Genomic DNA, 21,769 nt, shown 5'->3' with positions numbered 1-21,769 from the left:
TAGAGATTAAGTTATAGCAAGATTTTAGTAACATCTCCTCATTTAGCCATACTTATAATCCATTAAATATTTGCTTTATTATAGGATTGGCTTGTTTTTCATTTTTACTGCTATTGTTTTTATGCGGAAGCAATGCTTCCAAATTTCTTGTAAAGCCATTGTCTCTTCCCTCTTCTGTGGATATTTCCACAAAAGTTATAAATGACAGTGTGGAAGTTTATAATACTAATATGTTTAAGACACCGCTCTACATAAAGGCCAGGGCTGCAGAAAAGATGTGGATGTTAAAGTTTTGAAATTGCTAAAAAGAGTTATGTTTTTCGATGGAAAACTTAAAGTTGTAATAATCCCGGGTTATTCAAGTATTGTGATAATTTTATAATTATAACAGCGGTTTATAAAAGGTATCATCTGGCTCCGGTCTATTTTTATGATACTAAGATTATAATATTTCATCATGAACTGAAAAGCGGAGTCTCCAGTCTCAGTTTGCCCAAATACTAATTTAAATAAATCATTTCATATGCATGGGGATATGGTCAGGAACTTGCTCTGAAATTGGCCACGGAAGTTACTCTCCTATAGCTATACACTCAAAAAGGATTTATGATAAGATAAAATAGAGATGTGGTTTAAATAACTCTGCCACCCTGCTTTAGGATTATTGGTTGACAGATTTACTTTTTAATTGCTTTATCTGGTGGTGCTTAAAGATAATTTGACTGATAAAACTAAAGTAGATCTTCTTGATTTTAAGAGGATAAATATCATTTTTTTCTTTTTCCTGATTTTTATTAACGGACCTGAAGTCTTTGGAAGGCAGGAAAAATCGTACAGAGATTACAATTTTTTTCTGAGAAAAACATAAATTAACTGTCAAGGATTTAACCTGGGTTTAAGAAGTGTAAGAAAATTCTCCATTTAACAAAATTTTATTAAAATCCATTTAATTTCTTTTAGTTATTAAAAAAAACATAATGATATCGAGCTTTTAACTAGGTGTATACGTTAATTCACATTAAGGACTAATCCAGGAATGTTTACTTTTCAAAGTCTTAGTTCTTCTGAACCTTCGGTTTCTTAGAAATTGTTTTTATACTAATATACAGTTTGTATGTTCTTGGAAGACTAAATGAGAATTTTGTCGAGATTAATTAGATCTTGTAAAAGATAATTTAAAATAAAAAGAATTTTATTGAAGATAAATTAATTTAATCTTCAATAAAAAGTCATATTTAATGTCAGATTACTAAAAAAGTCTATTTCAACAATTGCTTTTTTTACGTAAATGCAATTCTTAATCATGTGTTCATTTTTTTAGTTTTTTTTAACTCACAGATATTGAAGGCATTAAGATTTAATTATACTTTTAAACTGTATTGAATTATGATTTTCAATTAATACAGAATTAAAACTGTTTTGTTTTACTCCCCCTCATATAAGTCTAAAGTCAAATAAATTCACCAAATGGGATTTACGTGGCGAAGCCATGAAATGATTTTATTTTCACAGGTTTTAAAATTTAATCAAATAATGGCAAAAACAGAAGCTTAATAACTTCTATTTAAAGATTGGCTGGCTTACCCTACAGCCTGGCCTAAGGACTTTAAAACCCCTATACCTTTTACTGTAAAATTCAAAGTTTGACCAGTAGCGATTATATCGTTGCTGAAAAATCGAACGGATATTTTATTGGTTTTAATTTAAATCAGATGGAAAACTATCTGTTAATATGTAGAAACTGTAAATAAGCTTTGAAAAGGAAAAACGAAAAAAACATAAAAATTATGTGGTACGTTTTATACACAAAACCAAAGGCAGAATTAAAAGTTGCAGAGACCTTAAAGCAAATCCAGGTGGAAGTTTATTGTCCCACAATTACAGAGGTAAGACAGTGGACCGACCGAAAAAAGAAAGTGACTGTTCCTCTTTTTAGATCCTATGTATTCGTTAGGCTTAGGGAAATGGACAGGCACAAAGTGTTTGAAGTACCCGGAGTCATAAAATACCTATACTGGCTGGGAAGACCTGCTTTGGTGAAAGATGCCGAAATTGAGGTTATTGAGAAATGGCTTAATGGGGATGAGCTGGAAGAAGTTTCGGTAAGCCATTTATCTCCCGGTGATAAGGTAACATTCAGTTCAGGGGCTTTTAAAAACCAGGAAGCCATAATTCAGGAGGTGGGAACTAAAAGGATTAAGTTAATTCTTTTAAGTCTTGGTTGCACCGTTACTGCCAAGACAAGGGAAGTCTTACAACCTGCCAATCAATAAAACACCTTTTAAATTAATTATTTCAAAACACAATTCAAACCTGTATAACATGAAAAAAATTAAAAGTATCTGCTGTATAGGTGCCGGTTATGTTGGAGGACCAACGATGGCCGTTATTGCTCAAAAATGTCCGGAAATCACTGTGACGGTTGTAGACATAAATGATAAACGGATTGCAGCCTGGAACGAAAAGAATGTTGAGAATATTCCTATATACGAGCCGGGGCTTCCCGAAATTATAAAAGAAGTAAGAAATAGGAACCTGTTTTTTTCCACCAGCGTAAATGAAGCCATACAACGAGCAGAAATGATATTTATTTCTGTTAATACACCCACGAAGACATATGGACTTGGAAAAGGAATGGCAGCAGACCTTAAATGGATAGAGCTATGTGCAAGACAGATAGCCAGTGTGGCAAATACAGATAAAATAATAGTAGAGAAATCTACTTTGCCCGTACGCACAGCGGCCACCCTCAAAAGTATCCTTACAACAACCGGAAATGGAGTTAAATTTCAAATATTATCTAACCCTGAATTCCTGGCTGAAGGAACAGCTATACGGGACCTGCTATGTCCTGATCGTGTTTTGATTGGAGGTGATCAGGAAGATAGAGAAGGGCGGGAAGCCATACAGGCCTTAGTAGATATCTACCGCGAGTGGGTGCCTGAGACTCGCATTCTCACCACAAATGTCTGGTCCTCGGAACTGTCAAAGCTTACAGCCAATGCTTTTTTGGCACAACGGGTTTCCAGTATTAATGCGATATCTGAGCTCTGTGAAAAAACAGGAGCTAATGTGGGGGAAGTGGCCAATGCTTTAGGCATGGATTCCAGAATTGGATCAAAATTTTTGAATTCTTCTGTTGGTTTTGGAGGATCCTGTTTTCAAAAAGATATCCTCAACCTTGTTTATATTGCCAAATCTTATGGCTTGCACGAAGTAGCACATTACTGGGAACAGGTTATAGTGATGAATGACCATCAAAAAAGAAGGTTTGCAGCCAATATTACCCGATCCCTTTACAACACGGTGGCAGGAAAAAAGATCACGCTTTTAGGGTGGGCATTTAAGAAAGATACTAATGATACCCGGGAATCGGCAGCTATTTCTGTAGCCGATTACCTTATTAATGAACAGGCAGATATTGCCGTATATGATCCCCGGGTGGAGACCGAAAAGATTTATTCCGATTTGGATTCTCTGGAGACTAGAACCGACTTGGAGAACCGGACAAAATTGAAAGTCTTTTCAGATCCTTATGAAGCCTGTAAAGATGCACATGCAATTGCAATTTTAACAGAGTGGGATGAATTTAAATCCTATGACTGGGCAAGGATCTACAACTGTATGATCAAACCCGCATTTCTTTTTGATGGGAGAAATCTTTTGGATACACAAAAAATGCTGAATCTTGGGTTTGTTTTCAGAAGCATAGGTGCAGAACCAAGATCCGCCAAAGTTGTTAAAATAAGAACTGCAAAAGTGGGATAGTCCCAAGTATTTTTATAATTATTTTTTGTCCAAAAATAATTTCGGGGTTTACTTATTAAATTATTTATCAATGTCACGAATTTTGCACATTCTTTTAACAGGTGGCGTGGGTAGTAGGCTATGGCCACTATCCAGACAATCCAAACCCAAACAATACCTCGAGATCTTTTCAGGATGTTCTTTATTTGAACTGGCTGTTAAAAGAAACCAAAATTTTTCTCACGGCTTAATTGTAGTAGGTAACCAAGGGAACAAACAACTCACTGAGGATATACTTTCAAAGCTTAGATCAATTCCCTTTATAAATATTTCTGAAGCTATATCGAAAAACACTGCACCGGCAATTGCTTTTGCCGCTTTTTGCTGCGATCCTGAGGATATATTACTCGTGACGCCTGCAGATCATATTATAGAAGAAGGTGAAGCATATGACAATGCTGTTGAAAAGGCGATCTCATTAGCTGAAAAGAATTTTTTGGTAACATTTGGGATTGAACCTAATAAGCCTGAAACAGGTTATGGTTACATAGAGCACCAAGAGGAGGATGTCATCTCTTTTCAGGAAAAACCGAACAAGGAAAATGCAGAGCGATTTTTGAGAAAAGGAAATTTTCTTTGGAACAGTGGCATGTTTTGTTTTAAAGCAGGAATTTATCTTGAGGAACTTCATAAGCATCACCCTGAGATGATGGAGAAGGCTCTTATAGCGTGGGGCAAATCGAAAAACGGTGAACTGGAATTATTTACCTCAATGAAGATTCCTTCTCTTAGTGTTGATTATGCAGTAATGGAAAAAAGTGAACGGATTAAAGTAGTAAAAGCCGATTTTAAGTGGAGCGATATGGGCAGCTTTGAATCAGTATATAATTATCTTAAAAATTCCGGGCATAGTATAGACGTGAATCAGAACATGCAGATTGGAGATACAAAGCCTACCTTTTTCGTAGGACTGAACAACTGCATTCTTATATCCACTCATGATGCCAATCTCGTAGTCTCAAAAGAAGCATCCCAGGAGGTAAAAACCGTCTATCAATTTTTAGAGAAAAATCATCCGGAATTACTCCGGTAAGGATTGAATAATTGGTACTGAATAACACAAAAGACAGATGAAAGTAGCACTAATTACAGGTATTACGGGCCAGGATGGAGCTTATTTGAGTGAATTCCTCTTAAGTAAAAACTATATAGTTCATGGCGTTAAACGTAGATCTTCACAGTTTAATACAGAGCGTATTGATCATTTATACCAGGATCCACATGTAGAAAACAGAAATTTTATTCTGCATTACGGAGATATGACAGATAGTACGAATCTTATTCGGTTAATACAGTTGATACAACCAGATGAAATATATAATCTTGCTGCCATGAGCCATGTTCAGGTCTCTTTTGAAATCCCCGAATATACTGGAAACACAGATGCACTTGGAACTCTACGAATTTTGGATGCAGTTAGACTTCTGGGTTTAGAAAAAAAGACCAGGATTTATCAGGCTTCAACCTCAGAACTTTTTGGAAAGGTGCAGGAAGTTCCACAAAGCGAAAAGACACCATTTTATCCCAGAAGCCCCTATGCGGTAGCTAAATTGTATGCCTATTGGATGACTGTTAATTATAGAGAAGCCTATGGAATGTTTGCCTGTAATGGCATCATGTTCAATCATGAATCCCCAATAAGAGGTGAGACCTTTGTTACACGTAAAATTTCGAGAGCTGCTGCCAAGATAGCACTTGGCCTCCAGGATAAGCTTTATCTGGGTAATTTGGATGCTCGAAGGGATTGGGGTCACGCTAAGGATTATGTTCGAATGATGTGGATGATCCTGCAGGCAGATGAGCCTGAAGATTGGGTAATTGCTACAGGTAAAACCACAACAGTAAGAGATTTTGTAACAATGGCTTTTGCCGAGGTAGGAATTCAAATAAAGTTTGAAGGGACAGGAGTCGATGAAAAAGGTTATGTGCTGTATTGTACTAATCCAGATTATCAATTACTCATTGGAAAAGAAATCCTCGCCGTTGATCCGCGTTACTTTAGACCTACAGAAGTTAATCTTTTAATAGGAGATCCCTCCAAAGCAAGAGAAAAACTGAGATGGGTGCCAGAATATGATTTAAAATCTCTTGTGGAGGAGATGGTGCAAAGCGACATTGTTTTAATGAAGAAAGAACATCATCTCCGTGAATCCGGTTATAAAATTTTGAATCAGTTTGAATAAGAAGAATAAGTAAAATGGACGTGCTTTTAACTACCGCAATTGCGGGTTATTGCTAGAGGGTTTTTATTAATTGATTTTTTTTTGGAGCACTTATGAATTACAAGTCTACTGATAATTTAAAATGTGATTTCCTCATTATAGGAGCCGGTGTAATTGGGTTAACAACGGCCTATGAATTAAAAAAAACTCAACCCGAATGTACTATAGCAATAATTGAAAAGGAGCCAGATGTTGCCAGACATGCCAGTGGTCGAAATAGTGGAGTACTTCATGCAGGGTTCTACTACACCTCAGATTCCTTAAAGGCGAAATTCACAAAGGATGGGAATAGACTCATGAAAGAATTTTGCAGGGAGAACGAAATTTATATCAATGAATGCAAAAAAGTGGTTGTAGCAACCAATGAGGAGGAGTTAAAGAGTTTATATGAGCTTGAAAAGAGAGGTAAACAAAATAATGTAGATGTCAGGCTAATTGACGAAGAGGAGCTTTATCAAATTGAACCTAATTCTAAAACTTTTAAAAAAGCCCTTTTTTCGCCTACAACGGCAAGTGTTAATCCCGTTGAAGTATGTCAAAAACTTAAGCAAATTCTGGTTCAAAAGGGGATCGAGTTTTTTTTCAATACAATTTATCTTAAGAATAAAGGTAACCTTGTTTCAACAAACAATCAAAGATTCGAAGCCGGTTTTGTAATAAATGCTGCCGGACTCTACGCTGATCTAATTGCCCGCAATTTTGGATTTTCGAAAAAGTATGTAATAATTCCCTTTAAAGGAAGATACCTTAAATATACCGGGAAAGATTGTCCCGTAAGAACAAATATATATCCAGTTCCCAATCTTAAAAACCCATTTTTAGGAGTTCATTATACAGTTACCTCAAATAACTCCATTAAAATAGGTCCTACAGCAACACCTGCCTTTTGGAGGGAAAATTACAGTGGGTTCAGAAATTTTAAACTAAGCGAATTTTTAGAAATAGCTTACTACGAATCAAAACTTTTGGTTTTAAATTCCTTTAATTTTCGGGAGCTTGCAATAAGTGAGATTAGGAAATACAATAAAAAATATTTTTCAAGTCTTGCTTTAAAGTTATCTTCTAACTGCGATCCCCGAAATTTTAGTGAGTGGATGATGCCGGGAATTCGAGCTCAATTACTCAATAAAGAAACAATGCAATTAGAAATGGATTTCATAGTAGAAAGTAATGATCATTCCCTTCATATCCTAAATGCTGTTTCTCCGGCTTTTACCTGTAGTTTTTCTTTTGCAAAGTTTCTGGTAAATGAAAAAATTCCGACATCTTCAGTGTTAAAAAGTTCTATTTCAGCTTAAAAGCTTCAAGTTCTCTATTTAAGTTCTGTAATTTAAAAAGATAATCATGTTGAGAAAATCCAAAATATTCATTGCCGGGCATAAAGGTCTGGTGGGAAGTGCAATATTGGCAGATTTAAAGGCCAAAGGATATACCAATCTTATAACCAGAACCCGAAGAGAACTGGATCTTACAAATTGTTCTGAAGTAGCTAATTTTTTTGAAGAAGAAAAACCGGAAATTGTTTTTTTGGCTGCGGCAAAAGTTGGAGGGATAGTAGCCAATAATACCTATAGAGCAGATTTTTTGTATGAGAACCTTATGATACAAACGAATGTAATTCATCAATCGTACCTTCATAAGGTGAAGAAATTGCTATTTATGGGGAGTACCTGTATATATCCGAAAGATTGTCCTCAGCCTATTAAAGAAGAATATCTTTTAACCGGTCCCTTGGAATACACAAATGAAGCTTATGCAATAGCAAAAATAGCCGGGATGAAAATGTGTGAAAGCTATAATTTGCAATATGGAACAAATTTTATTTGTGTGATGCCTACTAATTTATATGGACCGAAAGATAATTTTGATTTTGAAACCTCCCACGTCTTACCCGCTTTAATACGTAAGATGTACCTGGGTAAAGCTTTGGAGGAAAATAACTGGCAGGCCATTTCTGAAGATCTTCGTAAAAGACCTCTTCAGGGGATTGGAGAGAACAGTAAAAGCTATGAAATACTTGAAGCTCTGGAAAGGTACGGGATCAGATCTACGCCTAAAATGGTAACAATTGAAATATGGGGAACAGGCAGTCCATTGCGAGAATTTTTGTGGAGTGAAGATTTGGCAGATGCCTGCACCTTTCTAATGAAACATTTGGAGTTTGATGACATAGTAGATTTAATGCTGATCCCAGAGGATCAGAAGCAAATACGTAATACGCATATAAATATTGGTACAGGAAAGGAAATTTCCATAAAAGATTTAGCATTTCTTGTAAAAGATGTGGTAGGTTTTAAAGGAGACCTTTTTTTTAATACCTCCAAAAGTGACGGCACCTTAAGAAAGGTTACAGATACCTCCAAGTTAAAGAATTTAGGATGGAATTGTTCTACGGATCTACGAGAGGGGATTGAAAGACTTGTTACAGAGCTTACGCGTATTGATCTTGCCTGTAATGATTCTGAAAATACAATCCTTACCTAAACTTAGCTATAACAAAGCAATCAATATAGGATTTAAGCAATGAAGGGGGAATCAATGAATATTGCACTTAGGCAGGAGAAAGAATCCGCAGTAAAGCCATTTTTTTTTAAATTTTCGGTAAACAGGACCGTCTGGTTTTGGTGGTTTTTAACTGTTGTTTTGGCTTTCTTCATACAGTTACTTACTATTGATGTATTACCTCATCTACAACAGGATGAAGCACAGATTACAGATTATGGTAGATTGGCCCTGGACCCCAACAGCGAATGGTCTGTCACCTGGATAGTAGAGGAAGCTAAACCACTTCTCCTATGGTCTTATCTCGGTCCGCTAATCTCTGAAATTAGTTTCAATATGGGTGGGGGCTTAGGTATAGGTCCGAGGATTATCTCACTTTTGGGAGGTGTATTGGCAGCCACTGTGATCTTTGGATGGCTGTCCTCTCGCAGGGTACCTGTCTATGCTGCTTTTGGACTTAGTGTAGCTTTCTTACTTGATCCTTTGTTTGTTCTTTCACAGAGAATGGGAAGAATGGACGCGTTGGTATTTACATTCTGCCTTTTAGCTTGCTGGTTGCTTCGCTTGGCAGAAAACAAAATATTTAAAAGGGGCGAATTTTACACGTTTGCTGCCGGTGGTAGTGTTGCAGTAGCCGCCTTTATTTGGCCTTCAGCTATATTTCTTTTTCCGTTAATTTTCATGGAATTTTTTTATAGAAATCCTGGAAGAAAAATTAATGACAAGTGGAAGTATTATAGCAATAAACTTTTTTTTTTCGGCATTGGTGGGGGAACAATAGCAATTCTTTTACTCATACCTATTCGGAATAGTATTGTGCCGATTTTCAGCGATATGGGTTCTATGGTGACACAGAACGTGGATTCTTCAAGAACTTTAGTGACACAGATTTTCGCACTTTTTGATTTTGAACTATGGTTGAAGTTAGGTAAAGTCTTTGTAAAAACATTTAGTCCTTTATTTCCTGTTTTTGCTCTTGCGGCAATTTTAATTAGAAGGGATAAGAGTTTGATCTTTGCTCTTACGGTTACGCTGGGTCTAATTTTTGCTTCTCTGGTATACGAATTCAGAGCAATATATCTACTGCCTGTCTTTGTGCTTCTAATTAGTACACTTTTCACCGAACCTTCTTATTTAAATAAGGAGAAGTGGATTAAATCTTTTAACAGGATATCTTTGATAGTACTGCTCTTTTGGTCCATAGGGGTATCTCTGGGTGTACGAACTATTATGGGTTTTGATGGTAAAACAGATCGCTCACGGGACAGAATTTTAAATGTTGCTGAAGCCTCTATAGGCAAAGGTGATTACAAGGTTTTTCTGGATTATACATATGAGTTTTATTTCGTTGGTCGCTCTTTGGGCTGGAAGATATACATACCATATATTCAATACTCCAATGATGATGAGGGAAATTGGATTCGAAATAAAGACTACGAAAAGCAGCCTGAATTTACTAAGCTTCTCTCTGAGATGGATTTCGCTGTTTTTTCTCAGGGCTCAGTAAATTATATTCTACAACAGCAATTATCAACAGCAGGATTGAAGTTTGTTAATGAGTTCAATCTGGATAATGAGAAGGGAATCAATGAAGCAATCCCCACAAGCAGGAATGAAGAAATTATGCTTGGATTTCTTCGGGGTAAAGAAAGTTATGGTTCTTATGTTCTTTACGGCCGTTCAAAAAACAGCAATGATTATCCCAGGGCCGTACTAAAGTAAAAAATCAAATAATTCATTTTAAAAACAAAGGCAATGGTAAAAATCGGAGTTATTGGTTATGGATATTGGGGGCCTAACCTGGTAAGGAATTTTTTCGGGACACCGGGTTGTATTGTGAAATCTGTGTCAGATTCCCGTCATGAACGCCTGGAGCAACTAAGAAAAATTTTCCCTTCTATAGAAGGCATTTTAGATGCCGAAGAAATTCTTAAAGATTCCAGTATTGATGCTGTGGTAATTGCTACCCCGGTTTCTACTCACTTTAAACTGGCTCGAAAGGCATTAGAAAAAGGAAAACATGTGCTGCTGGAAAAACCCATGACTTCTTCAGTGGAGGAAGCAGAGATTCTCATAGATCTGGCAAAGCAGAAGAATCTTTTGCTAATGGTTGATCACACTTTCCTGTATACAGGAGCAGTTCAAAAGATGAAAAAGTTGATTGAAAACCAGGAATTAGGGAGTATAAAGTATTTAGACTCTACACGAATAAATTTAGGCTTGTTCCAATCCGACATCAATGTGTTATGGGACCTTGCCCCTCACGATCTATCAATTCTAAGTTATTTAGTGGATGAAGAACCATACAGTGTGAACGCTAAAGGAGTTACCCATACGGAGAATGGAATAGAAAATATAGCATATCTCACTGTGAATTTCCTGTCGGGTCTAATTGCTCATTTTAATTGTTCGTGGACCAGCCCGGTAAAGGTAAGAATGATGTTAATAGGAGGAGATAAAAAAATGATATTATACAACGATCTGGAACCTACAGAAAAAATAAAAGTCTACGATACGGGATACAGCCATACCAGTGATATGGAGAGACAACAGGTAATGGTGGATTACAGGACCGGAGATATTCATGTTCCCAAATTGGATACAACAGAAGCCCTTGCAGGTATGGCAAAAGATTTTATAAACTGTATTAGGGAGAAAAAGCAACCTCTTTCCAGTAGTAAGTTGGGATTAGAGGTAGTAAGGCTTCTCGAAGCCTCTAGTAAATCTTTGGAACGGCAAGGACAGGAAGTTATTCTTTCCACAGTTGATCAGCCTGCTTTAACAGAATCTTAATTATATATCTGAACAAGATGAAAATGATATCAAAGGAAACCGAAAGACAGGTTTTAAAAGATGTATTACTGGGTCGGGATGTAAAAATTTACAGCTTTGTGAATGCCTATGGTTGTACAGTGGGTGACTTCTCCCGAATTGGAACTTTTGTCGAAATTCAGAAAGGAGCAAGCATTGGGAAAAATTGTAAAATATCCAGTCATACTTTTATTTGTCAGGGAGTAACCATTTCAGATAATGTTTTTGTTGGTCATAATGTTACTTTCATTAATGACAAGTTTCCCAGGGCCACTAATGAGGATGGCTCTCAACAGTCTGAAGAAGACTGGGAATGTATAGAAACCTTCGTGGGAGAAGGAGCTTCTATAGGATCCAGTGCAACAATTTTGTGTGGGGTGAAAATTGGAAAGAAAGCTATAGTAGGAGCGGGTTCTATAGTAACCAAAGATGTTCCTGATGAAGCAGTCGTAGCAGGAAACCCTGCAAGGATAATAAAGTATCTAAACCAACAACTCGTTTGATATGTATAATTCAGCCATAAAGGAGAAGATCTCCTGTCTTGATCTTAAGGGTCAACATCAGCAAATAAAGTCGGAAGTTTTTGAAGCTTTTGATAAAGTGTATGAAAGCACTTCCTTTTCGGGAGGTACTTTTGTTCAGGAATTTGAAACGGAATTTGCTCAATTCTGCAAAGTTAAATATGCAGTCGGGGTGAATAATGGCACCTCTGCTTTACATCTTACCATGCTAGCTTTAGGTATTGGTCCAGGGGATGAGGTGATTGTTCCGGCAAATACTTTTATTGCCACTGCCTGGGGAGTTTCTTATACAGGTGCGAAACCAGTTTTTGTGGATTGTACTTCAGATACTTGGGAGATAGACGCAAGTCAAATCAAGAATAAAATAACTGCTAATACAAAAGCTGTTATAGGAGTACATTTGTATGGCCAACCCTTTGATATTGAGTCGGTGGCTAAAGTGTGCAAAGAACATGGTCTTTTTCTGATCGAGGATGCAGCGCAGGCGCACGGAGCCCTCTATAAAGGTACTCCGGTTGGAGGTTTTGGTGAAATGGCCTGTTTCAGTTTTTATCCTGGCAAAAACCTCGGAGCCTGTGGAGAGGGAGGGGGTATTACTACAAATAATGAAACTTACTACACCCATTTACTGAGTTTGAGAAATCATGGATGTACCGTGCGTTATTTCCATGATGAAGTAGGATTTAATATGCGAATGGGAGGTTTGGAAGGGGCATCTTTAAATGTGAAACTTAAATACCTGCCACAATGGAATTCCAGGCGCCAGGAGATTGCCGGAAAGTATCAGGAAGGAATAAAAAATAGTAAAATTAAGATGCAGGTCCAGCCTGAGTGGTCAAAATCGGTTTACCATTTATTTGTAATAACTACTGAAGACAAAACTGGTCTAACAGAATATTTGAGCGAAAAAGGAATAATTCCGGGGTTACATTATCCCGTACCCTGTCATTTACAAAAAGCATATACTCATCTAGGATACAAAGTGGGAGACTTTCCGAATGCCGAATACTTATCGAACCACTGTCTTTCCCTTCCAATGTATGCCGAATTAACAGATGATGACGTAGCATATGTGGTTAATGTTTTAAACGCCTATTAAAGTCTATGAAGAAGCTGGTGATATTCCCTTTTAATGGGAATGGGATTGAAGCTTTGGATTGTATAGATGAAACCGAGTTTGACTTTTTAGGATTTGTGGATGATGATTTAGCCAAAAGATCTGCTCACTATAAAATTTTGAGACGCAACTTTATTGAAAAGCATACGGATGTTTTGGTGCTTGCAGTCCCTGGTAGTTCTCTCAGCTACCTCAATAGAAAGAAGATAATATCAAGTTTACCTGTAAGTAACCCAAAAAGATTTGTGTCAATTCAGCATCCTACGGCTTTCGTGGGGAAAAATGTGAAGATTGGTGTAAACTGTTTAATTATGGCGGGAGTTGTTCTCACCAGCAATGCTCAAATTAAGGATCACGTATGCATTCTTCCCAATTCTGTTATACATCACGATTCTATTATTGGGGAATATACATTAGTTGGAAGTAATGTGGTGGTCGCAGGTGGTACTTACATTGGCAAAAATTGTTATGTGGGTAGTGGCAGCAGTATTATGAACGACCTTTCAATTGGAGATGGTTCTCTGGTAGGTATGGGTAGCAACGTAATTCGAAATGTTGAAAAGCGAGTAGTAGTGGCCGGAAATCCTGCGAGAGATCTGAGTTTTAGGAACAAGACAAAATCCTTCTAAACAAAAGTTATGTTAGTATCTGTTGTAATACCGGTATATAATGAAAAGGAAAACATCGAAAATCTGGTTCAACAACTAAACCAGTACTTCGAAAAGGAGAAGAGGTTTTCCTCTGAAGTCATATTTGTAAATGATGGGTCTACTGATGAAACACTGGAAAAAATTAAGGAATCAAAACACCAACATTATACATATAAAATAATCTCTTTCTCCAGAAATTTTGGTTCCCACGCGGCTCTTAGGGCTGGAATATTTGAGGCTAAGGGTGATTATATTACATTTATGTATGCAGATCTCCAGGATCCCCTATCCCTGATAAGTCGTCTTTACGAAGAATTAGAATGTAAGAAAGTCGAGATATGCTGGGCGTTTAGGAATTCAACAATGGCATCAAAAACTGAGAAGTTTTTTTCTTCTGCTTATGCCAGCCTTATGAGAAAGTATGCAGTGCCAAATTTTCCAAAGAAAGGATTTGATGTCGTTATGTTTAGTCAAAAAATCAAGGTGTGTCTGGATAAAAATTTGGAAAATAATTCCTCTGTTTTTATTCAAATATTAAGCCTGGGATTTAAACAAACTAATATATTCTATGACAAACAGGATAGAATCTTAGGGAAATCAAAATGGACACTGCCGAAGAAAATTAAGCTTTTGATCGATTCTTTTGTTGCCTTTTCTTTTGCTCCTATTAGACTTGTATCCTTCATTGGTGTCTTACTTTTTTTACTGGGCATTTTATGGTCTGGCTACATAATACTTCGGAAGATCTTTTTCGACGATCTTACAAGTGGTTGGCCTGCACTGGTTTCCATATTAATGGTAGGTTTTGGAATAACAAACATCTCCCTAGGAATTATAGCAGAGTACCTGTGGCGTACACTGGATGCAAGTAGGCAGCGCCCTGTATTTATAATAGATGAAATCCTGGAGGAAGTACAGGATTTACAGAATCTGCCGAATTTACAAGAGCTGAAGCCAGATCGAGATATCCTTACTAAAGTCAAATAAACGAAATGACAAGAACCATCCTTTATATCTTGCTCTACGCTGCATTTAACGTTTCAGGGGCTGCTTTGATAAAATGGCAGTTAAAAGGGAAGAGTCTTGAAACTTTGAGTGAATGGCTTAAGCTAATGCTTAACATCACTTTCATTGCAGCTTTTCTATTAATCATTTTTTCGGCTCTTGCTTTCTTTAAAGCATTATCTACAAATAATTTTTCCATAATCATCCCGATAGCCACAGGAGTAAATTTCATTTTGACCATTGCGGTGGGATATTATCTCTTTCAGGATAAATTGTCTCTGCTCTCCTTCGTAGGTTTTATTCTTATAATTAGTGGAATTGTTCTTCTTAGTTTAAATAATCAAACTCATGCATAATAAAATAAAAAACAGTAAAATTTTTGTCACAGGAGGAGCTGGCTTTATAGGTTCTTATGTGGTCGAAGAGTTACTGCAGCATTCACCGGCGAGAATTATCATATTGGATAACCTGGTACGTGGAAGTCTTGAAAATATGGAATCTTTTATTGATCATCCAGATGTGGAGTTTATACATGGAGATATAAGAGACAGGGCTTTGCTTGAAAGTTGTATTTCAAGGGTAGACTATGTTTTTCATATGGCAGCTCTTAGGATTAATTCCTGTGCAGTTAATCCGGCAGAAGGATTTGAGGTAATGTTAAGATCAACTTTTGATGTTGCCGAATTTTGTGTAAAGTACCGGGTAAAAAAGGTGATCTACAGTTCCAGTGCCTCAGTCTATGGTTTGGCCCAGCATTTTCCCACTCCTGAAACGGATAACCCATATAATAATCAGACTTTTTATGGAGGTGCAAAACTATGGGGCGAACAATTGTTCCGGAGCTATAAATTTATGTATCAGTTAGATTACGTCGGCCTTCGTTACTTCAATGTTTATGGGGCCAGAATGGACACAGACGGCAAATATACTGAAGTTATGGTGCGTTGGCTCGATTGCATTAGGGAAGGGAAATCACCGTTGATTTATGGAGATGGTAGCACTACAATGGATTTTGTCTATGTACGGGATGTAGCAAAGGCTAATATTGCTGCATTAGTGTCTAATGTGACAGATGAGGTCTTCAACGTTGGGAATTGTAACGAAACCAGTCTTAGGCAGCTGCTGGATGTTTTACTCAAAGTCAATAATTCTGCACTCGTACCCGAACACAAAGAAGAAAATTCTGTGAATCCCGTGAGTAGGAGACTAGCAGACAACAGCAAAGCAAAAAAAATACTTAATTATGAACCTAGCATTGATTTGGAAACTGGACTGGAAGAACTCAGCAATTGGTATTTCTCTAAAAAATCTGTTTTAAAAACCGAAATATGATCCCTATAGCAAAACCTTTTTTATCCAAAGAAGAAGCACAAGCTGCTTATGATACTATTCTTACAGGATGGATTACCCAGGGTCCAAAAGTAATGGAATTTGAAGAAAAATTTGCGGCTTTCACCGGAGCTAAGTATGCCGTGGCAGTTTCGAACTGTACAACAGCTTTGCATTTATCCTTGATTGTAGCGGGAATAGGAACCGGGGACGAGGTGATCTGTCCCTCTATGAGCTACATAGCTACTGCAAATGCAATAAAATATGTTGGGGCTACTCCTGTTTTTGCCGAGGTTAACCCAAGAGATTATAATCTGGATGTTGTTGATGTAGAGAAGAAAATTACCGGTAAAACAAAAGCCGTCCTGCTTGTTCATCAAATGGGTATGCCTGCAGACATTGACGCCTTTAAGGAGTTGTGTGCTCAATATGATCTAAAGTTAATTGAGGATGCAGCCTGTGCAGCAGGCTCTGCTTATAAAGGAGAAAAAATAGGTAGCCATTCGGAGCTGGTATGCTTTTCTTTCCACCCCAGAAAAGTAATTACCACGGGAGATGGAGGAATGATTACAACCAACAGGAAAGATTATTACGATAGGCTAAAATTACTAAGACAGCACGGAATGTCTGTGAACGATCGGGTAAGGCATACTTCAGAAAAAGTAATTTTTGAAGATCATGTTGAGGTAGGGTACAATTACCGGTTAACGGATATCCAGGCTGCAGTTGGTATTAAACAACTTGAAAAGTTAGACTGGATTGTCCAGGAGCGAAGAAAAGTGGCTGCAGCATATAATTCTGCTTTTAGGGATCTTGAATTTATTCGCCTGCCGCTGGAAAAAGAAGAGGATTTTTCAAATTATCAATCCTATAGTGTTTATTTAAAAGACAGCAGCCCGGTGGACAGAAACACTCTAATGCAGAAACTCCTTGATATGGGTATTGCAACCAGGAGGGGGATCATGAATTCTCATAGAGAAACGGCTTACAAAGAATCTATTGAAGGATTAGATCTACCCATTTCTGAGGATCTTCAGGATAGATCTATTTTGCTTCCTGTTTATGTGCCTATGATTGATTCAGAAATATCCTTTGTTATTGAGGGTTTTAGAAAACTGACGGAAACAATTGTACATACTTAACAAAATGATTAAAGCAGTTCTTCCCGGTTGAAATCTTATAATCATAACTGGACCTTTGATGAGCCTTCAAGAATTAATTTTTAATTTAAAAAAAGAAAGATCTCTTGAATGGGGAAAGTTCATTGCTGTTACAGGTTCTGCGCAGGCCGTAATTCAGGGAGTAAGTTTTGTGAGCAGTATTTTAATAATACGACTACTACCTACCCAGGAATATGCACTTTACACTCTGGCGAGTGTTATGTTTGCGAACTTAGGTATTCTTGCCGATAGCGGCATTAAAACAAGTGTAATGGCCCAGGGAGGCAAGGTTTGGCAGAAAAAAGGCGAACTTGGAGATGTTTTAGCAACAGGTTTTTATCTAAGACGGATTTTTGCCACAGGAAGTTTTGTAATTGCCTGTCCCATTATGTTGTTTTTGCTGCGCCATCACGGTGCCAATTGGTGGATGGCTGTTGGGATTGTCTTTTCTATTATCCCTGCTTATTACGCTACCCTTTCCGGTTCGTTGCTAGAGATTGTACCCCAATTGCAGCAAAAAATTATGGAGCTGCAGAAGATAGGGTTAAAGGCAAGTTTTATAAGGCTTGGGATTCTGGGCTTCGCTTTATTTTTTTTTCCTTTTACAATAGTGGCTATGCTAGCCTTTGGTCTTTCACAACTGTGGGCAAATATCCGCTTACGTGATTTAGCAAATTCATACATTGATGCTGCAAGAAAGTCCAATATAGCTGTACGAGAAGAAATATTAAAAATGGTTAAGCGGCTGATGCCGGAATCTGTCTATCTTGTTATTTCAGGACACATTACGGTTTGGTTAATTTCTTTTTTTGGCGACACTGCTGCTGTCGCACAGGTTGGCGCTTTGGGACGTTTGGCAATGGTTCTGAGTATCTTTACAATACTTTTTGGAACTCTTGTCTCCCCCCGTTTTGCACGCCTTCCTTATGATAAAAAGCATTTGACAAAAAGATTTGGGCAGGTACAAATGGGACTTACTGTTCTTTGCATTGGAGTTGTTATCATAGCCTGGATTTTTGCATCAGAAATGCTTTGGTTACTGGGGAGCGAATACGCTGGTTTGGAGCGAGAGATGGTTTTGCTTGTAATTGGAAATTGCATTGGTTTTATAGCTGTTTCAACTTTTCATTTGTGTACCAGTAGAGGCTGGGTCATTAATCCCGTCATTTCCATTCCTGTAAGTATGGCTGGTATTACCTGTGGAGCCTTTTTATTTGAAGTTTCTGAACTGTACGGAGTATTTTTATTCAATATTTTTAACAACTCTGTTATACTGGTGCTACACGTAACTTACGGCTTTTACAGGCTTCGTACGATTACTCATACTTCTCAATTAAATTAAATTTCATAAAGATGAGTTTAGGGCTACTGGTAACCAATTACAATACAGCAGCGCTCACCACAAGCTGTATAGAGCATTCATTAAAGTATGCAGACGCCCCCATAGATCAATTCGTAGTGATAGACGACTGTTCAACGGAAGATTATTCATTTAATTTCAAAGAAGTAGAAGTTATCCGTAATTCCCGCAATCTGGGACTTATAAAGACTTTGAACAGAGGTTTGAAAAACATGCATACAGATCTGATTCTAATTCTGGATTCAGATGCCTGGCCTCTAGAAGATTATGTTTCCGGTGTCAAAAGTTATTTTAATGATAACCCAGAGGTTGGTATAGCTACATTTCAAACAGTAAATTCTAAAGGACTGGCCTCGGCTTCATATGAAGCAGAACCCGGTGCTTTAAGTTTGCTATTGGGGCAACAACTTTATCGTTTATATCTCAATAAAATATTGAGAAATCCAAGACGAATAAATGTTTTTACTTGTGCAATGGTAGTGCGAAAACAAGTAATTAAGGAGATTGGAAATTTTGATGAAAATTTTGACTGGTTGGAGCTGGATCACGATTTATGCATGAGAGCAACGAGAAAAGGTTGGAAAATTGCGGTAATGCCAATTCGTGCTTTTCATAAAGGGAGCGGCACTCCTCAGAAAGTAAGCGATAGGGTTATTCGTTTTTACAAGAACAGATGGTATCTTCTTAAGAAATTTGGAAAAATAGACCCCGCTTTTGTCTTGGTCGGCGCCATTTCTTTTAGGCTTGCACTTGAATTTATTCTGATATGGACTATTGGTTTTTTTTACTATAGAAACCTGGAAGAAATTAAAGATAAAGGAAACAGCAGGAAAGCATTGATAAACTACTTTTTATGGAATTCCTTGAAAGGTAACAATGACTCATTTGTCGAAGCAAATTCTTGCTAACTATGAAAATTCTTCTGTTATCCCACAATTTCTTTCCATTTTTAGGGGGCATAGAGACAATTTCGGAGAGCCTTGCCAGAAGTTTTATGGAACAGGGTAGTGAAGTAAGAATAGCTACGTGGACATTAGATCCTACGGAAAGGGCTTTTCCTTTTTGTGTATTTCGGAATCCCGGAATTTCTTTGCTTCTAAAGCTGCATTTTTGGGCAGATGTTGTATTTGAAAATAATCCCAGCCTTAGACTGTCCTGGCCCGTCTTGTTCACCAGACGTCCTACCGTGGTTGCCATACATACCTGGATAGTTAACCCAAATGGTAAAAAAGGTGTTCCTGAAAAGTTGAAATTCCTTTGGCTTCGTAGGGCAACAAAAGTGATTACGGCCAGCAATGCTCTTAGACATGAAATATGGCCTAAAGCCACTGTTGTTGAAAATTCATATTCTCAGGAACTATTTAGGATAATCCCTGAGATTCCCCGTTCCAGTGATTTCGTTTTTTTAGGCCGTTTAGTATCAGATAAAGGTGTAGATATAGCTATTAATGCAATTTATAGGTTAAGAGAATTAAATAATTCTGAAAATAAAATAAGCATCGAGTCAAAACTTACCATTATCGGTGACGGAGAGGAAAGAAAAAAATTAGAAAATCTGGTGGACCATCTGGGGCTTCAGAAAGATGTGAAATTTGCCGGAGTTTTACGTGGAAAAGAACTGGTAGAAGAGTTGAACAAGCATAGATATATGCTGATTCCTTCCGTTTGGGAAGAGCCATTTGGAATAGTTGCCCTGGAGGGTATGGCCTGTGGGTGCCTTCCCATAGTCTCAGGCGGGGGAGGGCTTTCAGAAGCCATTGGTCATGCCGGTCTTGTTTTTCGCAAGGGTGACCTGGATGATCTGGTAGACTGTATACTACATTTAGCTTCTAATTCTAAATTAGAGGAACGTTGCAGGAACGAGGCAGGGCCTCATCTTGCATCACATCAATCTCAGTTCGTCGGTCAGCGTTACCTAGATATAATCAGAAAAGCTGTTTAGATTTCTCCCTAGGAAGAGTTGAAATTGAAAATATCTTTATTAAAAATTTTAAGCACAAATAAACGACAGTATGGAAATAGTTTTGTCCCATCCAACCGGCAATGCTTTTGTTAGAGCAGCAGCAAAGGGTTTTTTAGAGGCTGATATGTTGCTTCAGTTCCATACTGCCATTGCCTCTTTTCCCGGAACTCCCCTGGATAAAATAGGATTTTTAAGTCCTTTTTCAGAGATACATCGACGAAGATTTGATGCGGCACTTCGAACTAAAACTCATCTTTGGCCCTGGATGGAACTTTGGCGATTATTGGCCGGTAAAGCAGGCTTGAATCGTCTAACGACTCACGAAAATGGTTTTTTTTCTGTTGATGCTGTTTATAAACATCTGGATAAAAAAGTGGCATCACAACTCAAAAATGCACAAAAAAATGGGGCGAATGCAATATATGCCTATGAGGATGGAGCGGCATCATCTTTTACAAGGGCAAAAGAACTCAATATGCATTGTCTCTACGACCTTCCCATAGGATACTGGCGTACAGCACGGCAGCTAATGGATATAGAACGTCAAAAGAGGCCGGAATGGGCAAAGACTATCTCCAGTTTTAGTGATTCCCCCGAAAAATTGAACAGGAAAGATGAAGAATTAAGATTGGCTGATAACATCATTGTGGCAAGTAAATTTACAGCTACAACCCTTTTAAATTACCCCGGAAAGTTAGCACCAATTGATGTGGTTCCCTACGCATTCCCTAGTGTGGGAAATCCTAAAGAATATAGAAAGTTAAATGGTGGTAAATTGAAATTGTTATTTGTTGGTGGTTTATCCCAGCGCAAAGGGATTGCTAATCTTTTTGAAGCAGTGGAAACATTTAAAAACTATGTGGAACTTACAATTATTGGTTATAAAGCAGTTGAAGGTTGTTCCATTCTTGACAAATCTTTAGCAAAACATAGGTGGATACCCAGTTTACCTCATGAGAAAATCCTAAAGATTATGCGAGAGCAGGATGTGTTGCTTTTTCCTTCATTATTTGAGGGTTTTGGGTTAGTCATAACTGAAGCAATGTCTCAGGGTACCCCAGTCATTACAACTGATCGTACAGCGGGTCCTGATTTTATTACCCATAACGAAAATGGCTGGCTTATAGAGGCGGGATCAACCTTGGCGATAGAAGTTGCCATTCAGGATATTCTACAGAATCCCACAAAAGTTGAAACGTTCGGAAGAGCTGCAATGAAAACAGCCTCCCAAAGATCCTGGAGAAAATATGGTGAAGAATTAGTAAGTGTTCTTAAAAACACTTATAAGCTGGCGTATTAGAGTATTTCATTGGATCATGAAC

19 protein-coding genes are annotated in these 21,769 nt (G+C 37.6%); all 19 read left to right on the top strand.

The features are described 5' to 3' along the window. Positions 1–1,787 precede the first annotated feature (1,787 nt). The 19 genes from OU683_RS12470 to OU683_RS12380 all read left to right on the top strand — a co-directional run bounded on the left by OU683_RS12470 (position 1,788) and on the right by OU683_RS12380 (position 21,747). Positions 1,788–2,273 (top strand): UpxY family transcription antiterminator, encoded by a 486-nt coding sequence (locus OU683_RS12470; protein ID WP_326493555.1) that lies wholly within the window; start codon positions 1,788–1,790, stop codon positions 2,271–2,273. A 49-nt stretch (positions 2,274–2,322) separates the two neighbouring features. Further along, a complete protein-coding gene (locus OU683_RS12465) occupies positions 2,323–3,768 on the top strand; it encodes a nucleotide sugar dehydrogenase (RefSeq protein WP_268138781.1) in 1,446 nt (481 codons plus the stop codon). A gap of 70 nt (positions 3,769–3,838) precedes the next feature. Continuing rightward, complete coding sequence (locus OU683_RS12460; RefSeq protein ID WP_268138779.1) at positions 3,839–4,840, top strand: mannose-1-phosphate guanylyltransferase; 1,002 nt, start codon at positions 3,839–3,841, stop codon at positions 4,838–4,840. Positions 4,841–4,877: 37 nt separating this feature from the next. Then, positions 4,878–5,990: a GDP-mannose 4,6-dehydratase gene (gmd, locus tag OU683_RS12455; protein WP_268138777.1), complete on the top strand. Its 1,113-nt coding sequence runs from the start codon at positions 4,878–4,880 to the stop codon at positions 5,988–5,990. A 92-nt stretch (positions 5,991–6,082) separates the two neighbouring features. Then, entirely contained in the window at positions 6,083–7,327 is a 1,245-nt protein-coding gene (lhgO, locus tag OU683_RS12450) for an L-2-hydroxyglutarate oxidase (RefSeq protein WP_268138775.1), read from the top strand. Between the two features lie 46 nt (positions 7,328–7,373). Then, positions 7,374–8,513, top strand: a complete 1,140-nt coding sequence (locus OU683_RS12445) for a GDP-L-fucose synthase family protein (RefSeq protein ID WP_268138773.1) — start codon at positions 7,374–7,376, stop codon at positions 8,511–8,513. A 39-nt stretch (positions 8,514–8,552) separates the two neighbouring features. Next, complete coding sequence (locus OU683_RS12440; protein WP_268138771.1) at positions 8,553–10,253, top strand: glycosyltransferase family protein; 1,701 nt, start codon at positions 8,553–8,555, stop codon at positions 10,251–10,253. Positions 10,254–10,286: 33 nt separating this feature from the next. Then, positions 10,287–11,324, top strand: a complete 1,038-nt coding sequence (locus tag OU683_RS12435; protein WP_268138769.1) for a Gfo/Idh/MocA family protein — start codon at positions 10,287–10,289, stop codon at positions 11,322–11,324. Between the two features lie 23 nt (positions 11,325–11,347). Beyond that, complete coding sequence (locus tag OU683_RS12430; RefSeq protein ID WP_268138767.1) at positions 11,348–11,845, top strand: acyltransferase; 498 nt, start codon at positions 11,348–11,350, stop codon at positions 11,843–11,845. 1 nt (position 11,846) lies between these two features. Continuing rightward, positions 11,847–12,962: a DegT/DnrJ/EryC1/StrS family aminotransferase gene (locus OU683_RS12425; protein ID WP_268138765.1), complete on the top strand. Its 1,116-nt coding sequence runs from the start codon at positions 11,847–11,849 to the stop codon at positions 12,960–12,962. A gap of 5 nt (positions 12,963–12,967) precedes the next feature. Next, positions 12,968–13,609 carry a DapH/DapD/GlmU-related protein gene (locus OU683_RS12420; protein ID WP_268138763.1) on the top strand — a complete coding sequence of 214 codons (642 nt, stop codon included), beginning with the start codon at positions 12,968–12,970 and terminating at the stop codon, positions 13,607–13,609. A gap of 9 nt (positions 13,610–13,618) precedes the next feature. Next, entirely contained in the window at positions 13,619–14,617 is a 999-nt protein-coding gene (locus OU683_RS12415) for a glycosyltransferase (RefSeq protein ID WP_268138761.1), read from the top strand. A gap of 5 nt (positions 14,618–14,622) precedes the next feature. Further along, positions 14,623–14,991 carry a hypothetical protein gene (locus tag OU683_RS12410; protein ID WP_268138759.1) on the top strand — a complete coding sequence of 123 codons (369 nt, stop codon included), beginning with the start codon at positions 14,623–14,625 and terminating at the stop codon, positions 14,989–14,991. Then, positions 14,984–15,967, top strand: a complete 984-nt coding sequence (locus OU683_RS12405; RefSeq protein WP_268138757.1) for an NAD-dependent epimerase/dehydratase family protein — start codon at positions 14,984–14,986, stop codon at positions 15,965–15,967. Before OU683_RS12410 ends, OU683_RS12405 begins: the two co-directional genes overlap by 8 nt. After that, the gene (locus OU683_RS12400; RefSeq protein ID WP_268138755.1) at positions 15,964–17,106 is read left to right on the top strand and encodes a DegT/DnrJ/EryC1/StrS family aminotransferase; all 1,143 of its coding nucleotides are present in this window, start codon (positions 15,964–15,966) and stop codon (positions 17,104–17,106) included. Before OU683_RS12405 ends, OU683_RS12400 begins: the two co-directional genes overlap by 4 nt. A gap of 58 nt (positions 17,107–17,164) precedes the next feature. Then, positions 17,165–18,466, top strand: coding sequence for a lipopolysaccharide biosynthesis protein (locus OU683_RS12395; RefSeq protein ID WP_268138753.1), 1,302 nt, complete (start codon positions 17,165–17,167; stop codon positions 18,464–18,466). An 11-nt stretch (positions 18,467–18,477) separates the two neighbouring features. Then, positions 18,478–19,392: a glycosyltransferase family 2 protein gene (locus OU683_RS12390; RefSeq protein WP_268138751.1), complete on the top strand. Its 915-nt coding sequence runs from the start codon at positions 18,478–18,480 to the stop codon at positions 19,390–19,392. A 2-nt stretch (positions 19,393–19,394) separates the two neighbouring features. After that, a complete protein-coding gene (locus OU683_RS12385) occupies positions 19,395–20,426 on the top strand; it encodes a glycosyltransferase family 4 protein (RefSeq protein ID WP_268138749.1) in 1,032 nt (343 codons plus the stop codon). Between the two features lie 70 nt (positions 20,427–20,496). Next, complete coding sequence (locus OU683_RS12380) at positions 20,497–21,747, top strand: glycosyltransferase family 4 protein (protein ID WP_268138747.1); 1,251 nt, start codon at positions 20,497–20,499, stop codon at positions 21,745–21,747. The last annotated feature ends 22 nt before the right edge of the window (positions 21,748–21,769 follow it).

Source organism: Salinimicrobium sp. TH3, from assembly GCF_026676115.1.
Lineage (GTDB): Bacteria > Bacteroidota > Bacteroidia > Flavobacteriales > Flavobacteriaceae > Salinimicrobium.
Note: the sequence above shows the minus strand (reverse complement) of the source record. Positions and strands in the feature narration are given on the sequence as shown.